Genomic DNA, 18,177 nt, shown 5'->3' with positions numbered 1-18,177 from the left:
AAGGCGAGGCCGAAAGGCGTAGTCGACGGACAACAGGTTGAAATTCCTGTACCACCGAAAGCCGTTATGAGCAATGGGGTGACGCAGGAGGGTAGTGACGCGGACTGATGGATGTCCGTCTAAGCAGTGAGGCTTGCATGTAGGTAAATCCGCATGCTCTAAGGCCAGGCTGTGATGGGGAGCGAAAATTATAGTAGCGAAGGTCATGATCTCACACTGCCAAGAAAAGCCTCTAGCCAGGAAGCAGGTGCCCGTACCGCAAACCGACACAGGTGGGCGAGAAGAGAATTCTAAGGCGCGCGGAAGAACTCTCGTTAAGGAACTCGGCAAAATGACCCCGTAACTTCGGGAGAAGGGGTGCCCCGGTAGTGTGAATAGCACGAGGGGGCCGCAGTGAAAAGGCCCAAGCGACTGTTTAGCAAAAACACAGGTCTGTGCGAAGCCGCAAGGCGAAGTATACGGGCTGACGCCTGCCCGGTGCTGGAAGGTTAAGGGGAGTGGTTAGCGCAAGCGAAGCTATGAACCGAAGCCCCAGTAAACGGCGGCCGTAACTATAACGGTCCTAAGGTAGCGAAATTCCTTGTCAGGTAAATTCTGACCCGCACGAATGGCGTAACGATTTGGGCGCTGTCTCAACGAGAGATCCGGTGAAATTTTAATACCTGTGAAGATGCAGGTTACCCGCGACAAGACGGAAAGACCCCATGGAGCTTTACTGCAGCTTGATATTGAACTGGGGTGCGATTTGTACAGGATAGGTGGGAGCCTACGAAGAGGGAGCGCAAGCTTCCTTGGAGGCGCCGTTGGGATACCACCCTGATCGCATCTGAGTTCTAACCTGGTACCGTGATCCGGTACAGGGACCGTGTCAGGTGGGCAGTTTGACTGGGGCGGTCGCCTCCTAAAATGTAACGGAGGCGCCCTAAGGTTCCCTCAGAATGGTTGGAAATCATTCGAAGAGTGTAAAGGCATAAGGGAGCTTGACTGCGAGACCTACAAGTCGAGCAGGGACGAAAGTCGGGCTTAGTGATCCGGTGGTACCGCATGGAAGGGCCATCGCTCAACGGATAAAAGCTACCCTGGGGATAACAGGCTTATCTCCCCCAAGAGTCCACATCGACGGGGAGGTTTGGCACCTCGATGTCGGCTCATCGCATCCTGGGGCTGAAGTAGGTCCCAAGGGTTGGGCTGTTCGCCCATTAAAGCGGTACGCGAGCTGGGTTCAGAACGTCGTGAGACAGTTCGGTCCCTATCTGTCGTGGGCGCAGGAAATTTGAGAGGAGCTGTCCTTAGTACGAGAGGACCGGGATGGACGCACCGCTGGTGTACCAGTTGTTCCGCCAGGAGCATCGCTGGGTAGCTACGTGCGGACGGGATAAGCGCTGAAAGCATCTAAGCGTGAAGCCCCCCTCAAGATGAGATTTCCCAACTAGTAAGACCCCTTGAAGACGACGAGGTAGATAGGTTGGGGGTGGAAGTGCAGCAATGCATGGAGCTGACCAATACTAATCGGTCGAGGGCTTATCCAAAAAGCTTCTAAAGCAGCGATGTTTCGTTTCGGATTCAGTTTTCAGGTGATCAACCTGGTAAGTAAGACGTTTGGTGATGATGGCGGAGGGGTTCCACACGTACCCATCCCGAACACGACCGTTAAGCCCTCCAGCGCCGATGGTACTTGGACCGCAGGGTCCTGGGAGAGTAGGACGTTGCCAAGCGAAAACAGCAAGACTTCCGCTCGCACGAGCGGGTATTATTCCCTGATAGCTCAGTTGGTAGAGCACTCGACTGTTAATCGAGTTGTCACAGGTTCGAGTCCTGTTCGGGGAGCCATATGGAGAGGTGTCCGAGTTGGCCGAAGGAGCACGATTGGAAATCGTGTAGGCGTCACAAGCGTCTCGAGGGTTCGAATCCCTCTCTCTCCGCCATATTTCTTCTCTATAATAGTAAGGCCCGTTGGTCAAGGGGTTAAGACACCTCCCTTTCACGGAGGTAACAGGGGTTCGAATCCCCTACGGGTCATTGTTTTACTTAATGCAGGAATGAATTGTACATAATAAGTAAATGTTTGACATTAACTTTGAATACATGTTACAATCACTCTTGTGTCCTATGGAGACTTAGCTCAGCTGGGAGAGCATCTGCCTTACAAGCAGAGGGTCGGGGGTTCGATCCCCTCAGTCTCCACCATAGATATTTTGTATGACGACGCGGGGTGGAGCAGTCCGGTAGCTCGTCGGGCTCATAACCCGAAGGTCACAGGTTCAAATCCTGTCCCCGCAATAGTTTTGGAACCGTGGTGTAGGGGTTAACATGCCTGCCTGTCACGCAGGAGATCGCGGGTTCAAATCCCGTCGGTTCCGCCATTTTTAGTATCACTCACTACTTGGGAATCGCAAGATGAATTAGAGTAGACGAGTCGACACACAGCAATACATCAAGCTACGGCTCGGTAGCTCAGTCGGTAGAGCAGAGGACTGAAAATCCTCGTGTCGGCGGTTCGATTCCGTCCCGAGCCACCTTTTAATTTAATACTTTATGCCGGTGTAGCTCAGTTGGTAGAGCAACTGACTTGTAATCAGTAGGTCGGGGGTTCAAATCCTCTCGCCGGCACCATTGTGGAGGCTTAGCGAAGTGGCCAAACGCAGCAGACTGTAAATCTGTTCTCTCCGAGTTCGGTGGTTCGAATCCATCAGCCTCCACCAGTTATAGGGGCATAGTTTAAAGGTAGAACAACGGTCTCCAAAACCGTTGGTGTGGGTTCAATTCCTGCTGCCCCTGCCAATTTATTTTATAAACTGTATAGTATGGCGGTCGTGGCGAAGGGGTTAACGCATCGGACTGTGAATCCGACATTCGCGGGTTCAATTCCCGTCGATCGCCCTTTTATTTTTTTGATATTGGGGATTAGCCAAGCGGTAAGGCAACGGACTTTGACTCCGTCACGCATAGGTTCGAATCCTATATCCCCAGCCATTTTTTCTCGATTTTCTCAATGAGCGGACGTGGCTCAGCGGTAGAGCATCGCCTTGCCAAGGCGAGGGTCGCGGGTTCGATTCCCGTCGTCCGCTCCAATACAATTTCATATGGCGCCATAGCCAAGTGGTAAGGCACAGCTCTGCAAAAGCTTTATCCCCAGTTCGAATCTGGGTGGCGCCTCCAGTATTTTTTTTGAGCGCCCTTAGCTCAGCTGGATAGAGCGTTTGACTACGAATCAAAAGGTCAGGAGTTCGAATCTCTTAGGGCGCGTTTCCAGTCAGGAAGTGAAAAGTCTGATATAACTACTTTATATAGTAGCTGTATCAGACTTTTTTCGTATATATATGTATTTATTGCTTTTTTAGTTTTTAATTCATAGCTCTTAGCTCTTAGCTCTTAGCTCTACGTATAGCTCTTATGTCAGTACTTCTGCGTTATTATTTCTCCATTATTTCTTCATTACTGTTTCTACATGTAAGACCTCCTTTATACTCTAAATTCATTACTTCAAAGCCGGTACAACCACTTCATTAGTTCTATCCGCTTAATTACTTATTTGACCGTCTTATACATCTAGTACGTTCACTATTTTTCTGAAATGTTCCTTTATGCTCTTATTGTATCTTATGCTCTTGTTGAGTCTGTTGTAAGTTATCATGTGGCTTAATCTGACTGATTGGTCTAGAAGAAGCCCCGTCTTAGGTCTAGTATAAAATACCATCCCCAGACCATTTCGGACGAATGTGTACTGCATTAGAATGTAAATATAAGGCGATGACATAATTGTTCGCCTGGCAGAACGGTAGAGAGACATCGTAACTTGCCTCCAACTGCCAATTTAATTATCACATGCTAGTGAACTGGACGATGAATTAGACCTTATTGACTCTGGCAAGAAGTTTTAATGAGAAGGAGGTGAATGGAATGAATATCAATAGTAAAAGTATCGCGGCGGTAAGTTTGATCGCAGTAGGTATTCTGATGGTATTCGGCAAGTTCTTCCCTGTAGTACATAATTTGTTGGGAGAACTCGTTGGGCTGCTGATTCCGGTAGTGCTGCTGATCCTCGGTTACTACGCTCTTCAAAGTGGAAGAAAAGTATTGGGAATTATACTGAGCATTATTGGTGCATGTATCCTGTTTGCAAAACTGTCCTTCCTTATCGGTCCTATCCTTGGAATAGCATTGGTGATCTGGGGAATAACCATCCTGAAAAATCGTCGTCAAACGTATTAATTCAGGGCTAAAATCGCGTCCTCATTCAAGCGAATGGGTAAGTTGCTAATAAAGCCTAAAGTACTTTACGATAAATAATAAGTACGCTGTAATATGGGTGACACAGTCCAAACCGACGGTTTTGCAACAGATCGTTCACGTTTCTAAATGATTCTCATGATACTATCTATTGGGAAATGATGTGATCCACAATCGCACTGTATGATTGGAGAAAGTACGTAAAGGAGGGAGCACAATACGATGAATATGTTTAAACGTATACGGGATATTACCGTAGCTACTTTAAATGAAAAGCTGGAGCAAAGTCAGGATCCAGTAAGACTGATCGACCAGTTCCTATTGGATACACGGCAGGAAATTACAGAAGCAGAAAAGCTCTACAACAACATAGCACAGCACACCCGTCAGCTTCATCAACATGTGGAAAAAGCAGCTTCTATGCGCAAAAAGCGTGAAGAACAGGCGATGCTGGCTCTCAAAGCAGAAGAAGAAGATTTGGCTCGTATGGCTCTGCAGGAAAAAGTAATGTATGAGGAAAAAGAAACACAATATACTGATTTGTTGAACAAAAACAAAGAATCGCTTAGCGAAATTGAATATCAGCTGAATACGTTGAAATCCGAGTATCAGGCTGTGTACAGCAAGCGTGAGTACTATTATGCACGTATGGAGACGCTACGTTTGCAGCAGCAGATGAATCGCCGCTTTGGAGGCTCCGGACAGAATAACCCACCTTCCTTTGGACGTTTGGAAGATCGGATTTCCGATTGGGAAATGGAAGCCAAAGCAATGCGGGATGTACGACAGATGGATCAGTATTCTTCGGGTACTACCAGCACGGATCTGGATGAAGAGCTGGAGCGTCTGAGACGCAAGCTGGACGATGAACGGAAGGAGGGTTAATTTATGCGGCCTAAGTTATACCGCTCCTCACATGACCTGATACTTACAGGTTTGACTGGGGGACTGGCAGAGTATTTTCAGATTAACCCTACACTGCTCAGAGTATTGTTTATTCTCAGCATTCCGTTTACCGGCGCAGCATCAATTCTGATTTATCTGGTGGCTATATTTATCGTACCCAAAGAGCCACCAATGTATCGTCCGTTCGAATATGGTCCTTATGACCAGCAGCCGGAAGACCGTTATGGTCCGCGTCATACGTATGGCGGGTACTGGGGAACTTCCCAGAATGCTTATGAGCCCAATACGTATGATGCTCCTCATAAAAGCAATTCGCGTGACTTTGGGAAGAATCGTCCCCCTTATGAACAGCCGGATCCGGTTAGCCGCAAAAAGGCTGATCTGGACTCCATGATGGAAGATATCGAGAAAAAAGCACTTCGTAAAGAAGTTGAAGAATTACGCAAAAAAATTGCTCAAATCGAGAAGGGAGAACAATAACATGGGAGTATTTAAAAGATTGAAAGATATGACAAAGGCATCGGTGAACGAATTACTGGATAAGGTGGAAGATCCAATTGTAATGCTTAACCAGTATCTGCGCGATATGGAAGCTGAAATTCATCAAGCGGAGGTAACTGTAGCCAAACAAATGGCAAACGAGCGCCGTATGAAACAACGCGTCGAGGAAGCTGGACGTATGGCGGTACAACGTGAAAGCCAGGCAACAGCTGCTCTCAAAAACGGCCAGGAAGAAGTGGCTCGCAAGCTGCTAGAAGAAAAAATCTACTTTGATCAGAAATATACAGAATACGGTGATATGCATGCACAAGCCAAAGGTCAGGTATCCGATCTGATGCAGCAGCTGCATGAAATGAAAGACGAGTTCTACAAAATGCGTAACAAGCGCAATGAACTGGTATCCCGTGCACAAATGGCTAAAGCAAAAAAACAAATGTCTCAAATGAGTTCCGTTAACTCTATTGATAAAGGAGGCGCTTCTCTCGGATTCAGCCGTATGGAAGAAAAAATCATGCAGCTGGAAGCAGAAGCAGATGTAATGCGTGTTCCTTATAGTTCCGGATACAATACTCCGTACATCAGTGCAGAGCAGGCAGAAAAGCAAATGAAAGTAGATGAGCAACTTAATCTGCTGAAAAATAAATTGTCCGGTTCTTCTGCTCCGAAAACAATCGAGTCCAGCGCAAGCCCGGCGGATGAAAATTCACGCCATTAATTGGTAATAGCGTAGTGCAGCAAAGATAGTAAGCAAAGCTATTAATCAAGCGGTGCTGCGTTAGAGATCGGGAGCAAAGAATATTAAGCTGGAAAGCTTATTAAAAGATACTATCAAGAATCCTAAATAAGCGAAACGAAGTAAGGAATATCAGACACAGGTAAAAAATGCGAAGTGATCAGTAAGAGCTACCAAGCAAAAGCACCAAAAAGAACTACTAAGTGAGAGCTACCAAGCAAAAGAACTAAAAAAATCACTACCAAGTAAGAACTATCAAATAAGAATTGCCAATTAAGAATGACCAAACAAGAATGACAAGTAAGCGTTATAAACCAAGACTTGTCCTTGCCAATTAACAAGTAAAAGTACGCAATATCAAGCAAGAAATACAAGGAACAAAATCAAACAAAGATATACAGTTAGTCGGCAAGCGAATAATATGATATGCTAGGAAAAGCTAAGCCATACAGCGTGTGTCTCATGCATGCCGTATGGCTTTTCCACTAATTATTGGCAGTGAAGGAGGTGTGACATGAGTAGAAAAAGAGAAGCTTTTGCTGTAATGCTGATTGGTATTGGGATGCTTGTTCTGCTGGGACCGTATGTTGGATTTTTTACTATTGTCGCCCTTCTTTTGCTGCTAATCGGGGTTATTGCCCTTCGTCATGGAAAGATGCGTAAAGGATATATTTGTCTCGGAACCGGAGCAGGTTTGCTGCTGCTGGATCATCTGGCGCTGGTACTGGGAATAGGATTGATTTCGCTGGGTATTTTTTATGTGCGTGCGAATAAAGCTCATGGTGGGCAAAAGCATTTTTCCCAGCAGAACTTTATCAAAACTGTTCAGTATAACCGTGATCCCTGGATGATGCGCAGTACCAGCTCCTGGCATGCTATTGGTGATATTGATTGCGATTTGTCGCTGGCGATGGCAGAAGAGCCGGATACAGTGCTTTATTTCCATGGGCTGATTGGTGATCTTGATTTTGTGATTCCGGAGGAGTATGGTGTGGAGATTGAAGCTCATTTGCTGTTTGGGCAAATCGGATTTAATCCAGAACATCCTATGGGAATGGAACGTCGTCAGGGTGTACTCAACCGGGTACAGTGGAAATCAGCCAACTACCTGAACAGTGCACAGCGTGTGAAGCTAGTCATTTTCTATGTGGCCGGTGATCTAAATATTCGCTTATCGGCTTGATGCAAGAAGATAGTTGCAGTTTATGATTTAGCACATCGTTTGCTATACCAATTATAGGTCGTTGTACACTATGGGTTAATATACAAAGTTATATGTCACTGTTCGCTCTAATCGGTACTAGAATAGGGAAGATGGGTCTGAGCAAGCATATGTAAAACACAGGTGGCGAACATATATATAACACAGGTTATTGTAGAGGATTCGGTAATGTCATGACGGAATGGAGGCTTGACGCATGAAAGATAAAAAGTCTGCGGATATCATCGTCCGCAGTATGAGTGAAGGAGTGCTAATGGCAGTCCTTTTATTAATCGTGGTAGTCTATGTACTCTATACGTCGGGACATCTGGTTATTGATTATACGTGGGAGTCCATACTGCGTACAGGTGTAGCTCTTTGTATCCCGGTAATTACAGTAGGTGTCTTATATGGACTGTATCAAGCACTTCGTCTGAAAATGCGTCTGGGCAAGCTGCGGGATACACTATTGATGTGGGAAAAAGGCAGCTGGTCTCAATCCGCTCCAGAATGGGGGAGCGATGAATGGGCGCGTCTAGGCGAGCAGATGGACCGGATCGGTAAAAAATGGGGCGATCAAATCTCCAGTCTACAGCGTTTGTCGACCAATAATGCACAGCTGGCTGAACAGGCTCGGGTATCTGCTATTATCGAGGAAAGACAGCGGCTGGCACGCGAACTGCATGATGCGGTATCCCAGCAGCTATTTGCGATATCGATGACTGCGACTGCGGTAGGACGAACGTTTGACAAGGATCTGCAGCGTGCCAAACGGCAGGTAGAGTTGATTGAGGAAATGTCCTCGGTCGCGCAATCGGAGATGAGAGCTCTTTTGCTGCATTTGCGTCCGGTTTATCTGGAAGGCAAACGGTTATATGAAGGAATACAGGAGCTTGTGCAGGAATTGCAGGCCAAAATTCCGATGGAGATTGCGCTGGAGATGGATGAAGACCTGCGCCTGCTCAAAGGGGTAGAGAATCATCTGTTCCGTATTGTACAAGAAGCACTATCCAATACACTGCGCCATGCCAAGGCCAGCCGGATGGAAATCAGAATTGTGCAAAAAGCAGATTCGGTACGTGTTACGCTGCGTGATGATGGTATAGGCTTTGAACTGGATGATACCAAGCAGACGTCTTATGGGCTGTCTACCATGAGGGAACGGATTAATGAGATTGGTGGTACGATTCAGTACATTACGGCGCCTGGCAAAGGAACGCGGATCGAAATTGTAGTGCCGATCGTAACTTTGAATACAGAAGAAAGCGGGTGGGCTCAATAAGATGGATAACAATGAACTGATCAAAGTGCTGCTGGTCGATGATCATGAAATGGTACGTATCGGCCTGGCTGCTGTACTGGATACGGAAGATGGGATTGAAGTGGTAGGGGAAGCGAGCAACGGAACAGACGGCATTCGGCTTGCCCAGGAATATAATCCCGATGTAGTACTGATGGATCTGGTCATGGATGGCATGGATGGAATAGAAGCGACTCGCCGTGTATTGGAAATCAATCCCCAGTGCAAGGTGATTGTGCTGACCAGTTATCTGGATGACGAGAAAATGTATCCGGTGATCGAGGCAGGCGCTTTTAGCTATTTACTGAAAACATCACGTGCCAGTGAAATTGCGGATGCTATCCGTGCGGCTGCCCGTGGACAGTCTGTGCTGGAATCCCAGGTGGCTTCCAAAATGATGAGCCGCTTCCGCGCGCCGGCTGAACGTGCGCTGCATGAGCAGCTGACAGAACGGGAGATGGATGTACTGCGCTTGCTGGCTCAAGGTAAATCCAATCAGGATATTGCAGACGAGCTGATTATCGGTATCAAAACCGTCAAATTCCATGTAACCAACCTGCTGGCCAAGCTGGGTGTAGAAGATCGTACACAGGCAGCTATTTATGCTTATAAAAATGGTCTGGCTGAATAAAAATATTGAATAAATATGTTGATAAATAGATATCAAAATATGTTTATCAGATTTAGTTGTAAAGGCTATAAGTACTTTTTATGTGTGGTTAGATAGCAGTAATCCGGGTAATTATGGTAAAATACGTTTGCCTGAAGGTGTATACTTTGAGGGCGTATGAAGCATCATGAGCATCATTCTACACAAGTGATTTTTGTATAGCACCTGTATGCGGTAAAACAAAAATTTACATAGAAAGTGGAGGAGCCATGACAGATAACCCAATCGTTGAAACATTGCAGGCCCCAAGTGCCGTATTTTTCATTTTCGGAGCTACTGGCGATCTGGCCAGCCGCAAATTATTTCCCGCAATCTACAGCTTGTACCGTGAAGGAAAGCTGGCCGAAGATTTTGCGGTTATTGGTGTAGCACGGCGTCCGCGTACCAATGAGGAATTCCGTGATAATGTGCACGAATCGATCGATGAGTTCTGCCGCTACAAGATCCAGCCTGGTGAAGACTGGAATAAGTTTGCGCAGCATTTTGAATATAAATCGTTGGATATCAACAATGTGGACGGGTTCCGTGAACTGCGTGAGCAGACGGAAGGACTGGAGCAGAAATTCAGTATTCCGGGGAACCGATTATTTTTCCTGGCACTGGCACCGGAATTGTTCGGCAGTGTGTCGCTGAATCTGCGTGAAGGTGGCATGATGGATGGACAGGGCTGGAATCGCCTGGTAATCGAGAAGCCATTTGGTTATGACCTGGAATCGGCGCGTAAGCTCAATACCGAACTGGCACAGGTATTTGCAGAGGATGAGATTTTCCGGATTGACCATTATCTGGGCAAGGAAATGGTTCAGAATATCGAAGTTATTCGATTCGGTAATGCCTTTTTCGAGCCGCTGTGGAATAATCAGCATATCGCCAATGTACAGATAACCCTGAGTGAAACTGTAGGGGTAGAAGAACGTGGAGGGTATTATGATCATTCCGGTGCGCTGCGGGATATGGGTCAGAACCATATGCTGCAGATGCTGGCGATGATCGCGATGGAACCGCCAAGCCGTCTGCTACCCGAAGATATTCATGATGAAAAGGTTAAAGTGCTGCGTTCCCTGCGACCTTATCTGACGGCTGAAGAAGTCGATAAAAACGTCGTTCGCGCGCAGTATACAGCAGGCTCGGCCAAAGGCAAGGAACTGCCGGGTTACCGTGAGGAAGACAAAGTAGATCCGGAATCGAATACAGAGACGTATTTCTCGGCGCGTGTATTCGTAGATAATTTCCGCTGGGCTGGTGTGCCTTTCTATATTCGTACAGGCAAGCGCCTGCCGGTAAAAACAACAGAGATTATCGTGGAGTTCAAGCGTACACCGACCAATGTGTATCTGGGACAGCGTCATAATCTGGAGCCGAATCTGCTGGTCATCCGGGTTAATCCGATGGAAGGCATTTATATCAAAATCAACGCCAAAAAGCCGGGATCCGACTCGGAAATTCAGCCTTTGGCCATGGAGTTCTGCCAGAGCTGCATGATTGGTATCAACTCGCCCGAAGCATATGAACGTCTGCTGGAAGATGCGGCGCAGGGCGATTCTACCTACTTTACCCGCTGGGATGAAGTAGCTGCAGCATGGAGCTTTATCGATCATATCGACCATGCCTGGAAGCAGCATCCATCCGATGTAAAGTCTTATCCAGCCGGTTCATGGGGACCGGAAGAGACGCATCAGCTGCTGCAGCAGGACGGATTCCACTGGTGGCCGGTAAACGGTCAGGATGAGGATAACGTGATCTGGCAGGCCAACAGCCGGTAAAAGATAATAGCAGCGATACATTGATAAAATGAAAAGCGATTTTCCAAATGGTATAGGGGAAACTGGAAAGAGGAAGTTATTTGTTGGATCTATACTGAATATCTGAAGATTATCAAGGGATGTATAGACACTTTACTTTCAATACCCTACAATAAAAGAAGCGTTTTTTATCGAATAAACACTCTTATGTTGGTATGACATAAGAGTGTTTTTGCTGTGGATATGCTACAATAAGTACAGTCTATTCAAGTGATGAAGGGAAAATGATAATGAGTAAAATGATAGATAAAGAACTACAACAGGAAGTCGACAAACGCAGAACGTTTGCGATTATCTCTCACCCGGATGCGGGTAAAACAACGCTGACAGAAAAACTGCTGCTGTTCGGTGGCGCAATTCGTCTGGCAGGTACGGTCAAAGCGCGTAAAGCAAGCAAACACGCGACCAGTGACTGGATGGAAATCGAGAAACAGCGTGGTATCTCGGTTACGTCTTCCGTAATGCAATTTGATTATAATGGTCACCGGATTAATATTCTGGATACACCGGGTCACCAGGATTTCAGTGAAGATACCTATCGTACGCTGACAGCAGCGGATGCGGCAGTCATGCTGATTGACGTAGCCAAAGGGGTCGAGGCCCAGACGATCAAGCTGTTCAAAGTATGTGCGCAGCGTGGTATTCCAATTTTCACATTTATTAATAAACTCGACCGTGAAGGACGCAGTCCTTTTGATCTGATGGAAGAGCTGGAGCAGGTGTTGGGTATTCGTTCGGTACCGATGAATTGGCCGATCGGTATGGGCCGCGAACTGTGCGGCGTCTATGACCGTATGAAAAATCAGGTCGAGCTGTTCCAGGGAGATGATCATTCCACGATTGAAGTACGCAAAGTGGAAGATTATCGTGATCCTTTAATCAAAGAAATGGCGGGAGACTTCCTGTACGAGCAGTTGGGCCAGGATGTGGAGCTGTTAGATGTAGCAGGTGATCCATTTGACTACGAAAAAGTACTCAAAGGTGAATTGACTCCTATTTTCTTTGGTAGTGCGATCAATAACTTTGGACTGCAGACGTTCCTGGAGAACTTCCTGGAACTCGCACCGAAGCCGGAGCCGCGTCGCAGTACAGAGGGTATGATCGAGCCAACGAACGAGAAGTTCAGCGGTTATGTATTTAAAATCCAGGCAAATATGAATCCTGCGCACCGTGACCGGATTGCTTTCCTGCGTATTGTCTCGGGCAAATTCGAACGTGGTATGAGCGTTAAGCATGTGCGTGTTGGCAAAGATATCAAGCTGGCCCAGCCGCAGCAGTTCCTCGCACAGGATCGGGATATTGTACAAACAGCGTATCCAGGCGATATTATTGGTTTGTTCGATCCGGGCATTTTCCGTATTGGAGATTCACTGAGTGAGGGAAGCAGCATTGTATTCGACGAGCTGCCGACGTTCTCGCCGGAGATTTTTGCCAAGGTTACTGCCAAAAATGCTCTCAAATACAAGCAGTATCAGAAAGGCATCGATCAGCTGACAGAAGAAGGTACGATTCAGGTATTTAATACAGTCAGCTTTGATGATACCATTCTGGGCGTTGTCGGACAGCTGCAATTTGAAGTATTTGAATATCGTATGAGAAATGAGTATGGTGTGGAGGTACAGCTTCAGCGTATGCCATTCCAGTTTGCACGCTGGATCGTAGCCGAGAATCTGGACCCGTCCAAATTCCGTATCAACTCGACTCTGGTCAAAGACAAAAAAGGCAACTATGTCGTGCTGTTCGAGAATGAATATGCGATGCGTACCGCGATGGAGAAAAATCCGGATGCACAGTTCCTGCAGACTGCTCCATAAGTTAATCATTTACTGAAATAAGTTGAATATGCAGATTGCCGAATACAGCAAAGATTCCTGTACGGCAATCTGCATTTGTTTATGACATCCGACATTTAGATTGGAATCATAATCAGTATATACAGATGTACAAAGTCGATTAGGGTGTTTACTTTTAATGAATAGGCTGGAGGTACACTATGGCTAGAAGGCAGTATGCAGTTATTGGAATCGGCCGGTTTGGTTCCAGTATTGCCAAAACACTGAGTGAAATGGGATTTGACGTACTGGCGATTGATTCGGATGAACATCGTGTACAGGAAGTCTCCCATATTGCAACACAGGCGGTTGTCGCAGATTCTACCGATGAGGAAGCACTGCGTGCACTCGGACTGCGCAACTTTGACGTGGTCGTTGTCGCGATTGGTGAAGATATTCAGGCGAGTATCCTGACAACCCTTATTCTGAAAGAAATGGAAATTCCGATGATTCTGGTCAAAGCCCAGAATGAGCTGCATGGCAAGGTAGTGCAGCGGATCGGAGCGGACAAAGTCATTTTCCCGGAGCGGGATATGGGCGTTCGGGTCGCTCATCATCTGACCTCACCGAATGTACTGGATTATATAGAATTGTCCAATGACTACAGCATCGTCGAGATGAGAGCAACCGACTCGATGGTCGGTCATAACCTGATTGAATTGAATATCCGGGCACGTTACAGCTGCAATGTGATGGCAATCAAGCGCAATAATCATATGAATATTGCTCCGGCACCGGAAGAGCGGCTCAAAGCAGAAGATGTACTGGTCATTGTCGGTCAAAAGCATGATTTGATTAAAATGGAAATGGATCTGGAAAACTAATGGAAATTCTATCGACGCAAAATGCACGTGTAAAAGAATGGGCTCAGTTGCTGGAGAAAAAGTACCGGGACAAGCAGGAAAAGTTCATTATTGAAGGTATTCATCTGGTTAGCGAAGCACTGCGCAGCGACTGGGATATCCAGTATATTGTCTATGATACGGAAAAAGGAATACCTGCCGAGCTGCAGACCGATATCGCTTCGTATTCTGGGGGAGCGCAGTATGTCGCTGTGTCGGAGGCCGTTCTGGCCAAATGTACAGATACCCGGACACCACAGCCGGTATTTGCGATTGTCTACAAGCGTAATGCACTGCTGCAATCCATTTTGACAGAGCCAAAGGGCATTGTCATTGTACTGGATGGCGTACAGGACCCCGGCAATGTAGGAACGATCATCCGCAGTGCCGATGCTTCAGGAGCAGCAGGCGTGATCCTGGGACAGGGCTGCGCCGATCTGTATAACCCCAAAACGATTCGTTCCACAATGGGATCACTGTTCCATCTGCCGGTGCTGGAAGGCAGTTTGCAGGAGATTCTGCCTGCGGCCAAAGAACAGGGAGCTGTACTGCTGAGTACTTCACTGCAGGCAGAGAAATCATGCTATACGTATGATTTTGGCGGCGGTGCCTGGATTGTAATTGGCAATGAAGGAAAAGGAATCTCGGCGTCTACAGCAGCGATGGTGGACGAGCATATTCTGATCCCGATGCAGGGACAGGCCGAATCGCTGAATGCGGCGATGGCATCGACGATTTTGTTGTTTGAGGCGATGCGTCAGCGTGGCGTCTAAATTATAATTTTTACGAGGAATTTATAGCCGTTCTGAGAATCTGGATGAGATACAGATATTACGGTATGCCAAACCAGTGATACGTGTGAAATAAGAATGGTGAGATATTCGTTGTACAAAAAACACCGCAGACCCGTTAGCTTTACCGGTTCTGCGGTGTTTTTGTATTTATTGTTTATTTCACAGGGTTGCTGAATAAGCTGCATAAAATCCGTGAAATTTATTAACAATACCTACAATCAGCTTATCAGTTACTATTTGTTGCTGATTACCATTTACTGCTGACGCTGACGACGTACCAGTACAATAAAGCTCAGTACCGCCAGCACTTCTGCCCCGAAGATCACCAGACTCATCGGTACAGCCGTCAAGCCGCTGCCCAGACCGACCAGTGGAGAAGCTGCGCCGCCGAGCAGCAGTGGCAGCAGTCCCAGCAGCGCAGATGCACTGCCTGCCGAATTGCCCTGGCTCTGCATCGCGAGAGAAGTAGAGGTAGCCCCTACCGAGCCGACACAGGATACGACCAGAAATAGCATCACAGCAATCGGAATCAGCCCGCCGCCTGCCATGGCAATAACAAGCAGTAACAGAGCAGCAGTAAAAGCAATACCCAGACTGATTCGCAGTATACGATATTCCCCGTATTTACCAGACAATCGGCCGGCAAGCTGGGCAAAAATAACAATCCCCACACCATTAATAGCAAAAAACAGACTAAACCCTTGCGCAGAAACACCGAAAATGTCCTGCACGACAAAAGGCGATCCGGCTATATAGGCAAACATGGCTGCTGTAATAAAAGCCTGTGACAGGGCAAACCCGATAAAAGCACGATCCCGGATCAATCGGCCAAACGTACGCAGTGTAGTACCAAGTCCTCCGGTGACCTTACGCTCCTGGGAGAGTGTCTCCGGTAGTCCGAACAGTACCATAACGAACATAATCGCTCCAATAGCAGCCAGTACAACAAACACACCCTGCCATGGCACAAATTTGAGCAGCAGTCCGCCGATAATCGGAGCAGCAATCGGAGCTACACCATTAATTAGCATTAGCAGCGAGAAGAAGCGGGTTAATTCATGACCAGAGTATAGATCACGTACAACCGCCCGTGAAATCACGATGCCTGCGGCGCCTGTTCCCCCTGGACAAAGCGGAGCAGGATCAGCATCCAGATGTTGCCGGTTAACGCACAGAGCAGGGACGAGACGGCATACAGCACGAGCGAAATGATCAGTGGTGTACGGCGGCCTTTGACATCACTGAGCGGTCCTACAATCAGCTGTCCCAGGGCCAGACCGAGCAGACAGGCAGTCAAACTCAGCTGTGCCAGCGAGGCGTTGGTCTGTAAATGCTCTGCGAGCGTAGGCAGCGCAGGCAGGTACATATCAATCGATAACGGAGCAAAAGCCGAGAGGGAGCCCAGAATCAGGGCAATCCAGAGCCGACGTGATTTGGTCAGCCCGGCTGAAGTTAACGGTTCGGAAGATGCAGATTTTGACATTGTACAATAATCGTCCTTTCTAAAAACAATTCGTTGTTTATACAACAACTTTTAGTGTATACGATCCAAAGGAATGAAGAAAGCAAAGATTTCAGCCGCATGGATTTCGTGTTATAATGTATCCCAATGATCAATAAATCCTGAAAGACAATACAACTGAGGAAGGTAGGTCAAACATCTTGTCTACAAAAGCTAAGCAACCGAAGCCCGAATGGATCAAAATCAAGATGACCAACAACGAAAACTATCAGGAAATCAAGAGCATGATGCGCTCCAAAACACTGCATACGGTGTGTGAAGAAGCACGCTGTCCGAACATTTACGAATGCTGGGCCAACCGTACTGCTACGTTTATGATACTGGGAGATATTTGTACACGTGCTTGCCGTTTTTGCGCTGTCAATACGGGGATGCCAACGGAGCTTGATTTGCAAGAGCCAGAACGGGTAGCGGAAGCCGCTGAGAAGATGGGCCTGAATCATTGTGTTATTACGAGTGTGGCCCGCGACGATCTAAAAGATGGAGGCGCAACCATTTTCGCGGAAACCATCCGTGCGATGCGCAAGCGTCTTCCACTCTGTAGTGTGGAAGTACTGATTCCTGATTTTATGGGAGATATCGATTCCCTCAAAATCGTAATGGATGCCAAGCCGGATATTCTTAATCATAATATTGAGACTGTGGAACGCATGTCTGACCGTGTCAGAGCCAGAGCGAAATATCCACGGTCCATGGAACTGCTGCGCAATTCCAAACAACTTCAACCAGACATCCCGACCAAATCCAGTATCATGCTGGGTGTAGGTGAAGAGTGGGATGAGATTCTACAGGCAATGGATGATCTTCGTGCGGTAGATTGCGATATTCTGACACTGGGTCAGTATTTGCAGCCAAGTCCAAAGCATCTGAACGTGGCCAAATACTACACTCCGGATGAATTCGCTATTCTCAAAGAAGAAGGACTCAAACGCGGATTCAGTCATGTGGAATCCGGTCCGCTGGTCCGCAGTTCTTATCATGCGCATGAACAGGTGAAATCCGCATCCAAGTCGAAGGAAGCTTCGACCGTTTAATTGCTGAAAGGCGGGGAAAACTTGATTCAGATTGGTGGCAAAACTTACGAGCTCATCAAAGAACACCGGGACGGATGGAATGTGGAAGTATTCCGTGACCGCTATAGTGAAGTACTCGATCGGTACGATTATATTCTGGGCGACTGGGGATACAACCAGCTGCGCCTCAAAGGATTTTACCGTGACGGTCATCCGAAGGCAGGCAAGGATACATCGCTGTCCAGCCTGACCGAATATATTAATGAATACTGTAACTTTGGGTGCGCCTATTTTGTACTCCAGAAAGTAAAAGATACCGGCAATCCGCCGAAATCGGCTACCGAAGAGGACAAAGCCGAAAAACCGGACAGACCGTCCAGAGGACATGGCTCACGCAAAGAACGACAGGACAAGAACAACAAAACCGATAAAACAGCATCAGCTGATAAAGGCTCCAGATCCAAAGGTAATGGAGGTTCTAAACCCGCGGCAGAGACCAAAGTCTCTTCGCAGCAGCCGGCAGCGGAAGCAAAACCGGCAGCGCAGCCAGCGGGAGAACCCAAATCTTCACCGCAGCCTGCAGCCGAGTCCAGACCTCCAGTACAACCTGTCGTGGATAACAAAGTCTCTCCGCCACAGTCACCAGCCGAGGTTAAAGCGGCAGCAGAGCAGCCAGCAGTGGAGATTCAAAATCCACCACAATCGCCTGCTATCGATAAAACAGCACCAATAGCACCGGCCGGAGAAACCAGAATGGCTTCACCGCTGCCTGAAGAACCAAACCGTACTGCTGAGAATCCACAGGAAGCTTCGCAGCGATCCGAATAACGG

13 protein-coding genes, 15 tRNA genes, 2 rRNA genes and 1 pseudogene (1 of these 31 only partly in view) are annotated in these 18,177 nt (G+C 47.3%); 30 read left to right on the top strand and 1 reads right to left on the bottom strand.

Annotation, left to right across the window (positions count from 1 at the left end; all coding sequences use genetic code 11):
• The 28 genes from AR543_RS21175 to AR543_RS21035 all read left to right on the top strand — a co-directional run.
• Positions 1 to 1,529 (top strand): 23S ribosomal RNA (locus tag AR543_RS21175) (it extends 1,394 nt beyond the left edge of the window).
• Positions 1,530 to 1,598: 69 nt separating this feature from the next.
• Positions 1,599 to 1,715 (top strand): 5S ribosomal RNA (gene rrf / locus AR543_RS21170).
• Positions 1,716 to 1,754: 39 nt separating this feature from the next.
• A tRNA-Asn gene (locus AR543_RS21165) sits at positions 1,755 to 1,830 on the top strand.
• A 3-nt stretch (positions 1,831 to 1,833) separates the two neighbouring features.
• Positions 1,834 to 1,925, top strand: a tRNA-Ser gene (locus AR543_RS21160).
• 22 nt (positions 1,926 to 1,947) lie between these two features.
• Positions 1,948 to 2,019 (top strand) — tRNA-Glu (locus AR543_RS21155).
• 92 nt (positions 2,020 to 2,111) lie between these two features.
• A tRNA-Val gene (locus AR543_RS21150) sits at positions 2,112 to 2,187 on the top strand.
• 19 nt (positions 2,188 to 2,206) lie between these two features.
• Positions 2,207 to 2,280: transfer RNA gene (locus tag AR543_RS21145), tRNA-Met, on the top strand.
• Between the two features lie 7 nt (positions 2,281 to 2,287).
• Positions 2,288 to 2,363: transfer RNA gene (locus AR543_RS21140), tRNA-Asp, on the top strand.
• Between the two features lie 80 nt (positions 2,364 to 2,443).
• Positions 2,444 to 2,516 (top strand) — tRNA-Phe (locus tag AR543_RS21135).
• Between the two features lie 21 nt (positions 2,517 to 2,537).
• A tRNA-Thr gene (locus AR543_RS21130) sits at positions 2,538 to 2,613 on the top strand.
• A 4-nt stretch (positions 2,614 to 2,617) separates the two neighbouring features.
• A tRNA-Tyr gene (locus AR543_RS21125) sits at positions 2,618 to 2,702 on the top strand.
• Positions 2,703 to 2,707: 5 nt separating this feature from the next.
• Positions 2,708 to 2,781, top strand: a tRNA-Trp gene (locus AR543_RS21120).
• 26 nt (positions 2,782 to 2,807) lie between these two features.
• Positions 2,808 to 2,880 (top strand) — tRNA-His (locus AR543_RS21115).
• 18 nt (positions 2,881 to 2,898) lie between these two features.
• A tRNA-Gln gene (locus tag AR543_RS21110) sits at positions 2,899 to 2,973 on the top strand.
• Between the two features lie 23 nt (positions 2,974 to 2,996).
• Positions 2,997 to 3,071, top strand: a tRNA-Gly gene (locus AR543_RS21105).
• Between the two features lie 14 nt (positions 3,072 to 3,085).
• Positions 3,086 to 3,159, top strand: a tRNA-Cys gene (locus AR543_RS21100).
• Positions 3,160 to 3,172: 13 nt separating this feature from the next.
• A tRNA-Arg gene (locus tag AR543_RS21095) sits at positions 3,173 to 3,246 on the top strand.
• A gap of 654 nt (positions 3,247 to 3,900) precedes the next feature.
• Positions 3,901 to 4,212 (top strand): hypothetical protein, encoded by a 312-nt coding sequence (locus tag AR543_RS21085; protein ID WP_060536310.1) that lies wholly within the window; start codon positions 3,901 to 3,903, stop codon positions 4,210 to 4,212.
• Positions 4,213 to 4,452: 240 nt separating this feature from the next.
• Positions 4,453 to 5,115 (top strand): PspA/IM30 family protein, encoded by a 663-nt coding sequence (locus tag AR543_RS21080; protein ID WP_060536309.1) that lies wholly within the window; start codon positions 4,453 to 4,455, stop codon positions 5,113 to 5,115.
• A gap of 3 nt (positions 5,116 to 5,118) precedes the next feature.
• The gene (locus AR543_RS21075; RefSeq protein ID WP_060536308.1) at positions 5,119 to 5,616 is read left to right on the top strand and encodes a PspC domain-containing protein; all 498 of its coding nucleotides are present in this window, start codon (positions 5,119 to 5,121) and stop codon (positions 5,614 to 5,616) included.
• A 1-nt stretch (position 5,617) separates the two neighbouring features.
• A complete protein-coding gene (locus AR543_RS21070) occupies positions 5,618 to 6,352 on the top strand; it encodes a PspA/IM30 family protein (RefSeq protein ID WP_060536307.1) in 735 nt (244 codons plus the stop codon).
• Between the two features lie 532 nt (positions 6,353 to 6,884).
• Positions 6,885 to 7,553 (top strand): cell wall-active antibiotics response protein LiaF, encoded by a 669-nt coding sequence (liaF, locus tag AR543_RS21065; protein ID WP_060536306.1) that lies wholly within the window; start codon positions 6,885 to 6,887, stop codon positions 7,551 to 7,553.
• Between the two features lie 235 nt (positions 7,554 to 7,788).
• Entirely contained in the window at positions 7,789 to 8,853 is a 1,065-nt protein-coding gene (locus AR543_RS21060; protein WP_060536305.1) for a sensor histidine kinase, read from the top strand.
• 1 nt (position 8,854) lies between these two features.
• Positions 8,855 to 9,502, top strand: coding sequence for a response regulator (locus AR543_RS21055; RefSeq protein WP_060536304.1), 648 nt, complete (start codon positions 8,855 to 8,857; stop codon positions 9,500 to 9,502).
• Positions 9,503 to 9,750: 248 nt separating this feature from the next.
• Positions 9,751 to 11,304 (top strand): glucose-6-phosphate dehydrogenase, encoded by a 1,554-nt coding sequence (gene zwf / locus AR543_RS21050; RefSeq protein WP_060536303.1) that lies wholly within the window; start codon positions 9,751 to 9,753, stop codon positions 11,302 to 11,304.
• A gap of 269 nt (positions 11,305 to 11,573) precedes the next feature.
• On the top strand, positions 11,574 to 13,157 hold the full coding sequence (locus tag AR543_RS21045; RefSeq protein ID WP_060536302.1) for a peptide chain release factor 3: 1,584 nt from the start codon (positions 11,574 to 11,576) through the stop codon (positions 13,155 to 13,157).
• A gap of 179 nt (positions 13,158 to 13,336) precedes the next feature.
• A complete protein-coding gene (locus AR543_RS21040; RefSeq protein ID WP_060536301.1) occupies positions 13,337 to 13,999 on the top strand; it encodes a potassium channel family protein in 663 nt (220 codons plus the stop codon).
• On the top strand, positions 13,999 to 14,790 hold the full coding sequence (locus AR543_RS21035; protein WP_060536300.1) for a TrmH family RNA methyltransferase: 792 nt from the start codon (positions 13,999 to 14,001) through the stop codon (positions 14,788 to 14,790). The genes AR543_RS21040 and AR543_RS21035 overlap by 1 nt, the downstream gene beginning before the upstream one ends.
• A 275-nt stretch (positions 14,791 to 15,065) precedes the next feature.
• Here AR543_RS21035 and AR543_RS21030 read toward each other — a convergent pair.
• Positions 15,066 to 16,294, bottom strand: a pseudogene (locus AR543_RS21030) (multidrug effflux MFS transporter).
• Between the two features lie 179 nt (positions 16,295 to 16,473).
• Between AR543_RS21030 and lipA the strand changes: the two are divergent.
• Both lipA and AR543_RS21020 read left to right on the top strand, forming a co-directional pair.
• Positions 16,474 to 17,367 carry a lipoyl synthase gene (gene lipA, locus AR543_RS21025; protein WP_017815568.1) on the top strand — a complete coding sequence of 298 codons (894 nt, stop codon included), beginning with the start codon at positions 16,474 to 16,476 and terminating at the stop codon, positions 17,365 to 17,367.
• Between the two features lie 21 nt (positions 17,368 to 17,388).
• Positions 17,389 to 18,174 carry a YutD family protein gene (locus AR543_RS21020; RefSeq protein ID WP_082472355.1) on the top strand — a complete coding sequence of 262 codons (786 nt, stop codon included), beginning with the start codon at positions 17,389 to 17,391 and terminating at the stop codon, positions 18,172 to 18,174.
• Positions 18,175 to 18,177: the final 3 nt, after the last annotated feature.

The sequence above is a fragment of the Paenibacillus bovis genome (assembly GCF_001421015.2).
Lineage (GTDB): Bacteria > Bacillota > Bacilli > Paenibacillales > Paenibacillaceae > Saccharibacillus > Saccharibacillus bovis.
The sequence above is the reverse complement of the archived record's forward strand: the minus strand, read 5'-3'. Positions and strand labels throughout refer to the sequence as shown.

What these genes read in the sequence shown, in the direction of transcription:
- AR543_RS21085 (WP_060536310.1), top strand. Translation starts at nt 3,901, where the DNA reads ATGAATATCAATAGTAAAAGTATCGCGGCGGTAAGTTTGATCGCAGTA.
- liaF (WP_060536306.1), top strand. Translation starts at nt 6,885, where the DNA reads ATGAGTAGAAAAAGAGAAGCTTTTGCTGTAATGCTGATTGGTATTGGG.
- AR543_RS21040 (WP_060536301.1), top strand. Translation starts at nt 13,337, where the DNA reads ATGGCTAGAAGGCAGTATGCAGTTATTGGAATCGGCCGGTTTGGTTCC.
- AR543_RS21055 (WP_060536304.1), top strand. Translation starts at nt 8,855, where the DNA reads ATGGATAACAATGAACTGATCAAAGTGCTGCTGGTCGATGATCATGAA.
- AR543_RS21080 (WP_060536309.1), top strand. Translation starts at nt 4,453, where the DNA reads ATGAATATGTTTAAACGTATACGGGATATTACCGTAGCTACTTTAAAT.
- AR543_RS21060 (WP_060536305.1), top strand. Translation starts at nt 7,789, where the DNA reads ATGAAAGATAAAAAGTCTGCGGATATCATCGTCCGCAGTATGAGTGAA.
- AR543_RS21075 (WP_060536308.1), top strand. Translation starts at nt 5,119, where the DNA reads ATGCGGCCTAAGTTATACCGCTCCTCACATGACCTGATACTTACAGGT.
- zwf (WP_060536303.1), top strand. Translation starts at nt 9,751, where the DNA reads ATGACAGATAACCCAATCGTTGAAACATTGCAGGCCCCAAGTGCCGTA.
- AR543_RS21045 (WP_060536302.1), top strand. Translation starts at nt 11,574, where the DNA reads ATGAGTAAAATGATAGATAAAGAACTACAACAGGAAGTCGACAAACGC.
- AR543_RS21035 (WP_060536300.1), top strand. Translation starts at nt 13,999, where the DNA reads ATGGAAATTCTATCGACGCAAAATGCACGTGTAAAAGAATGGGCTCAG.
- AR543_RS21070 (WP_060536307.1), top strand. Translation starts at nt 5,618, where the DNA reads ATGGGAGTATTTAAAAGATTGAAAGATATGACAAAGGCATCGGTGAAC.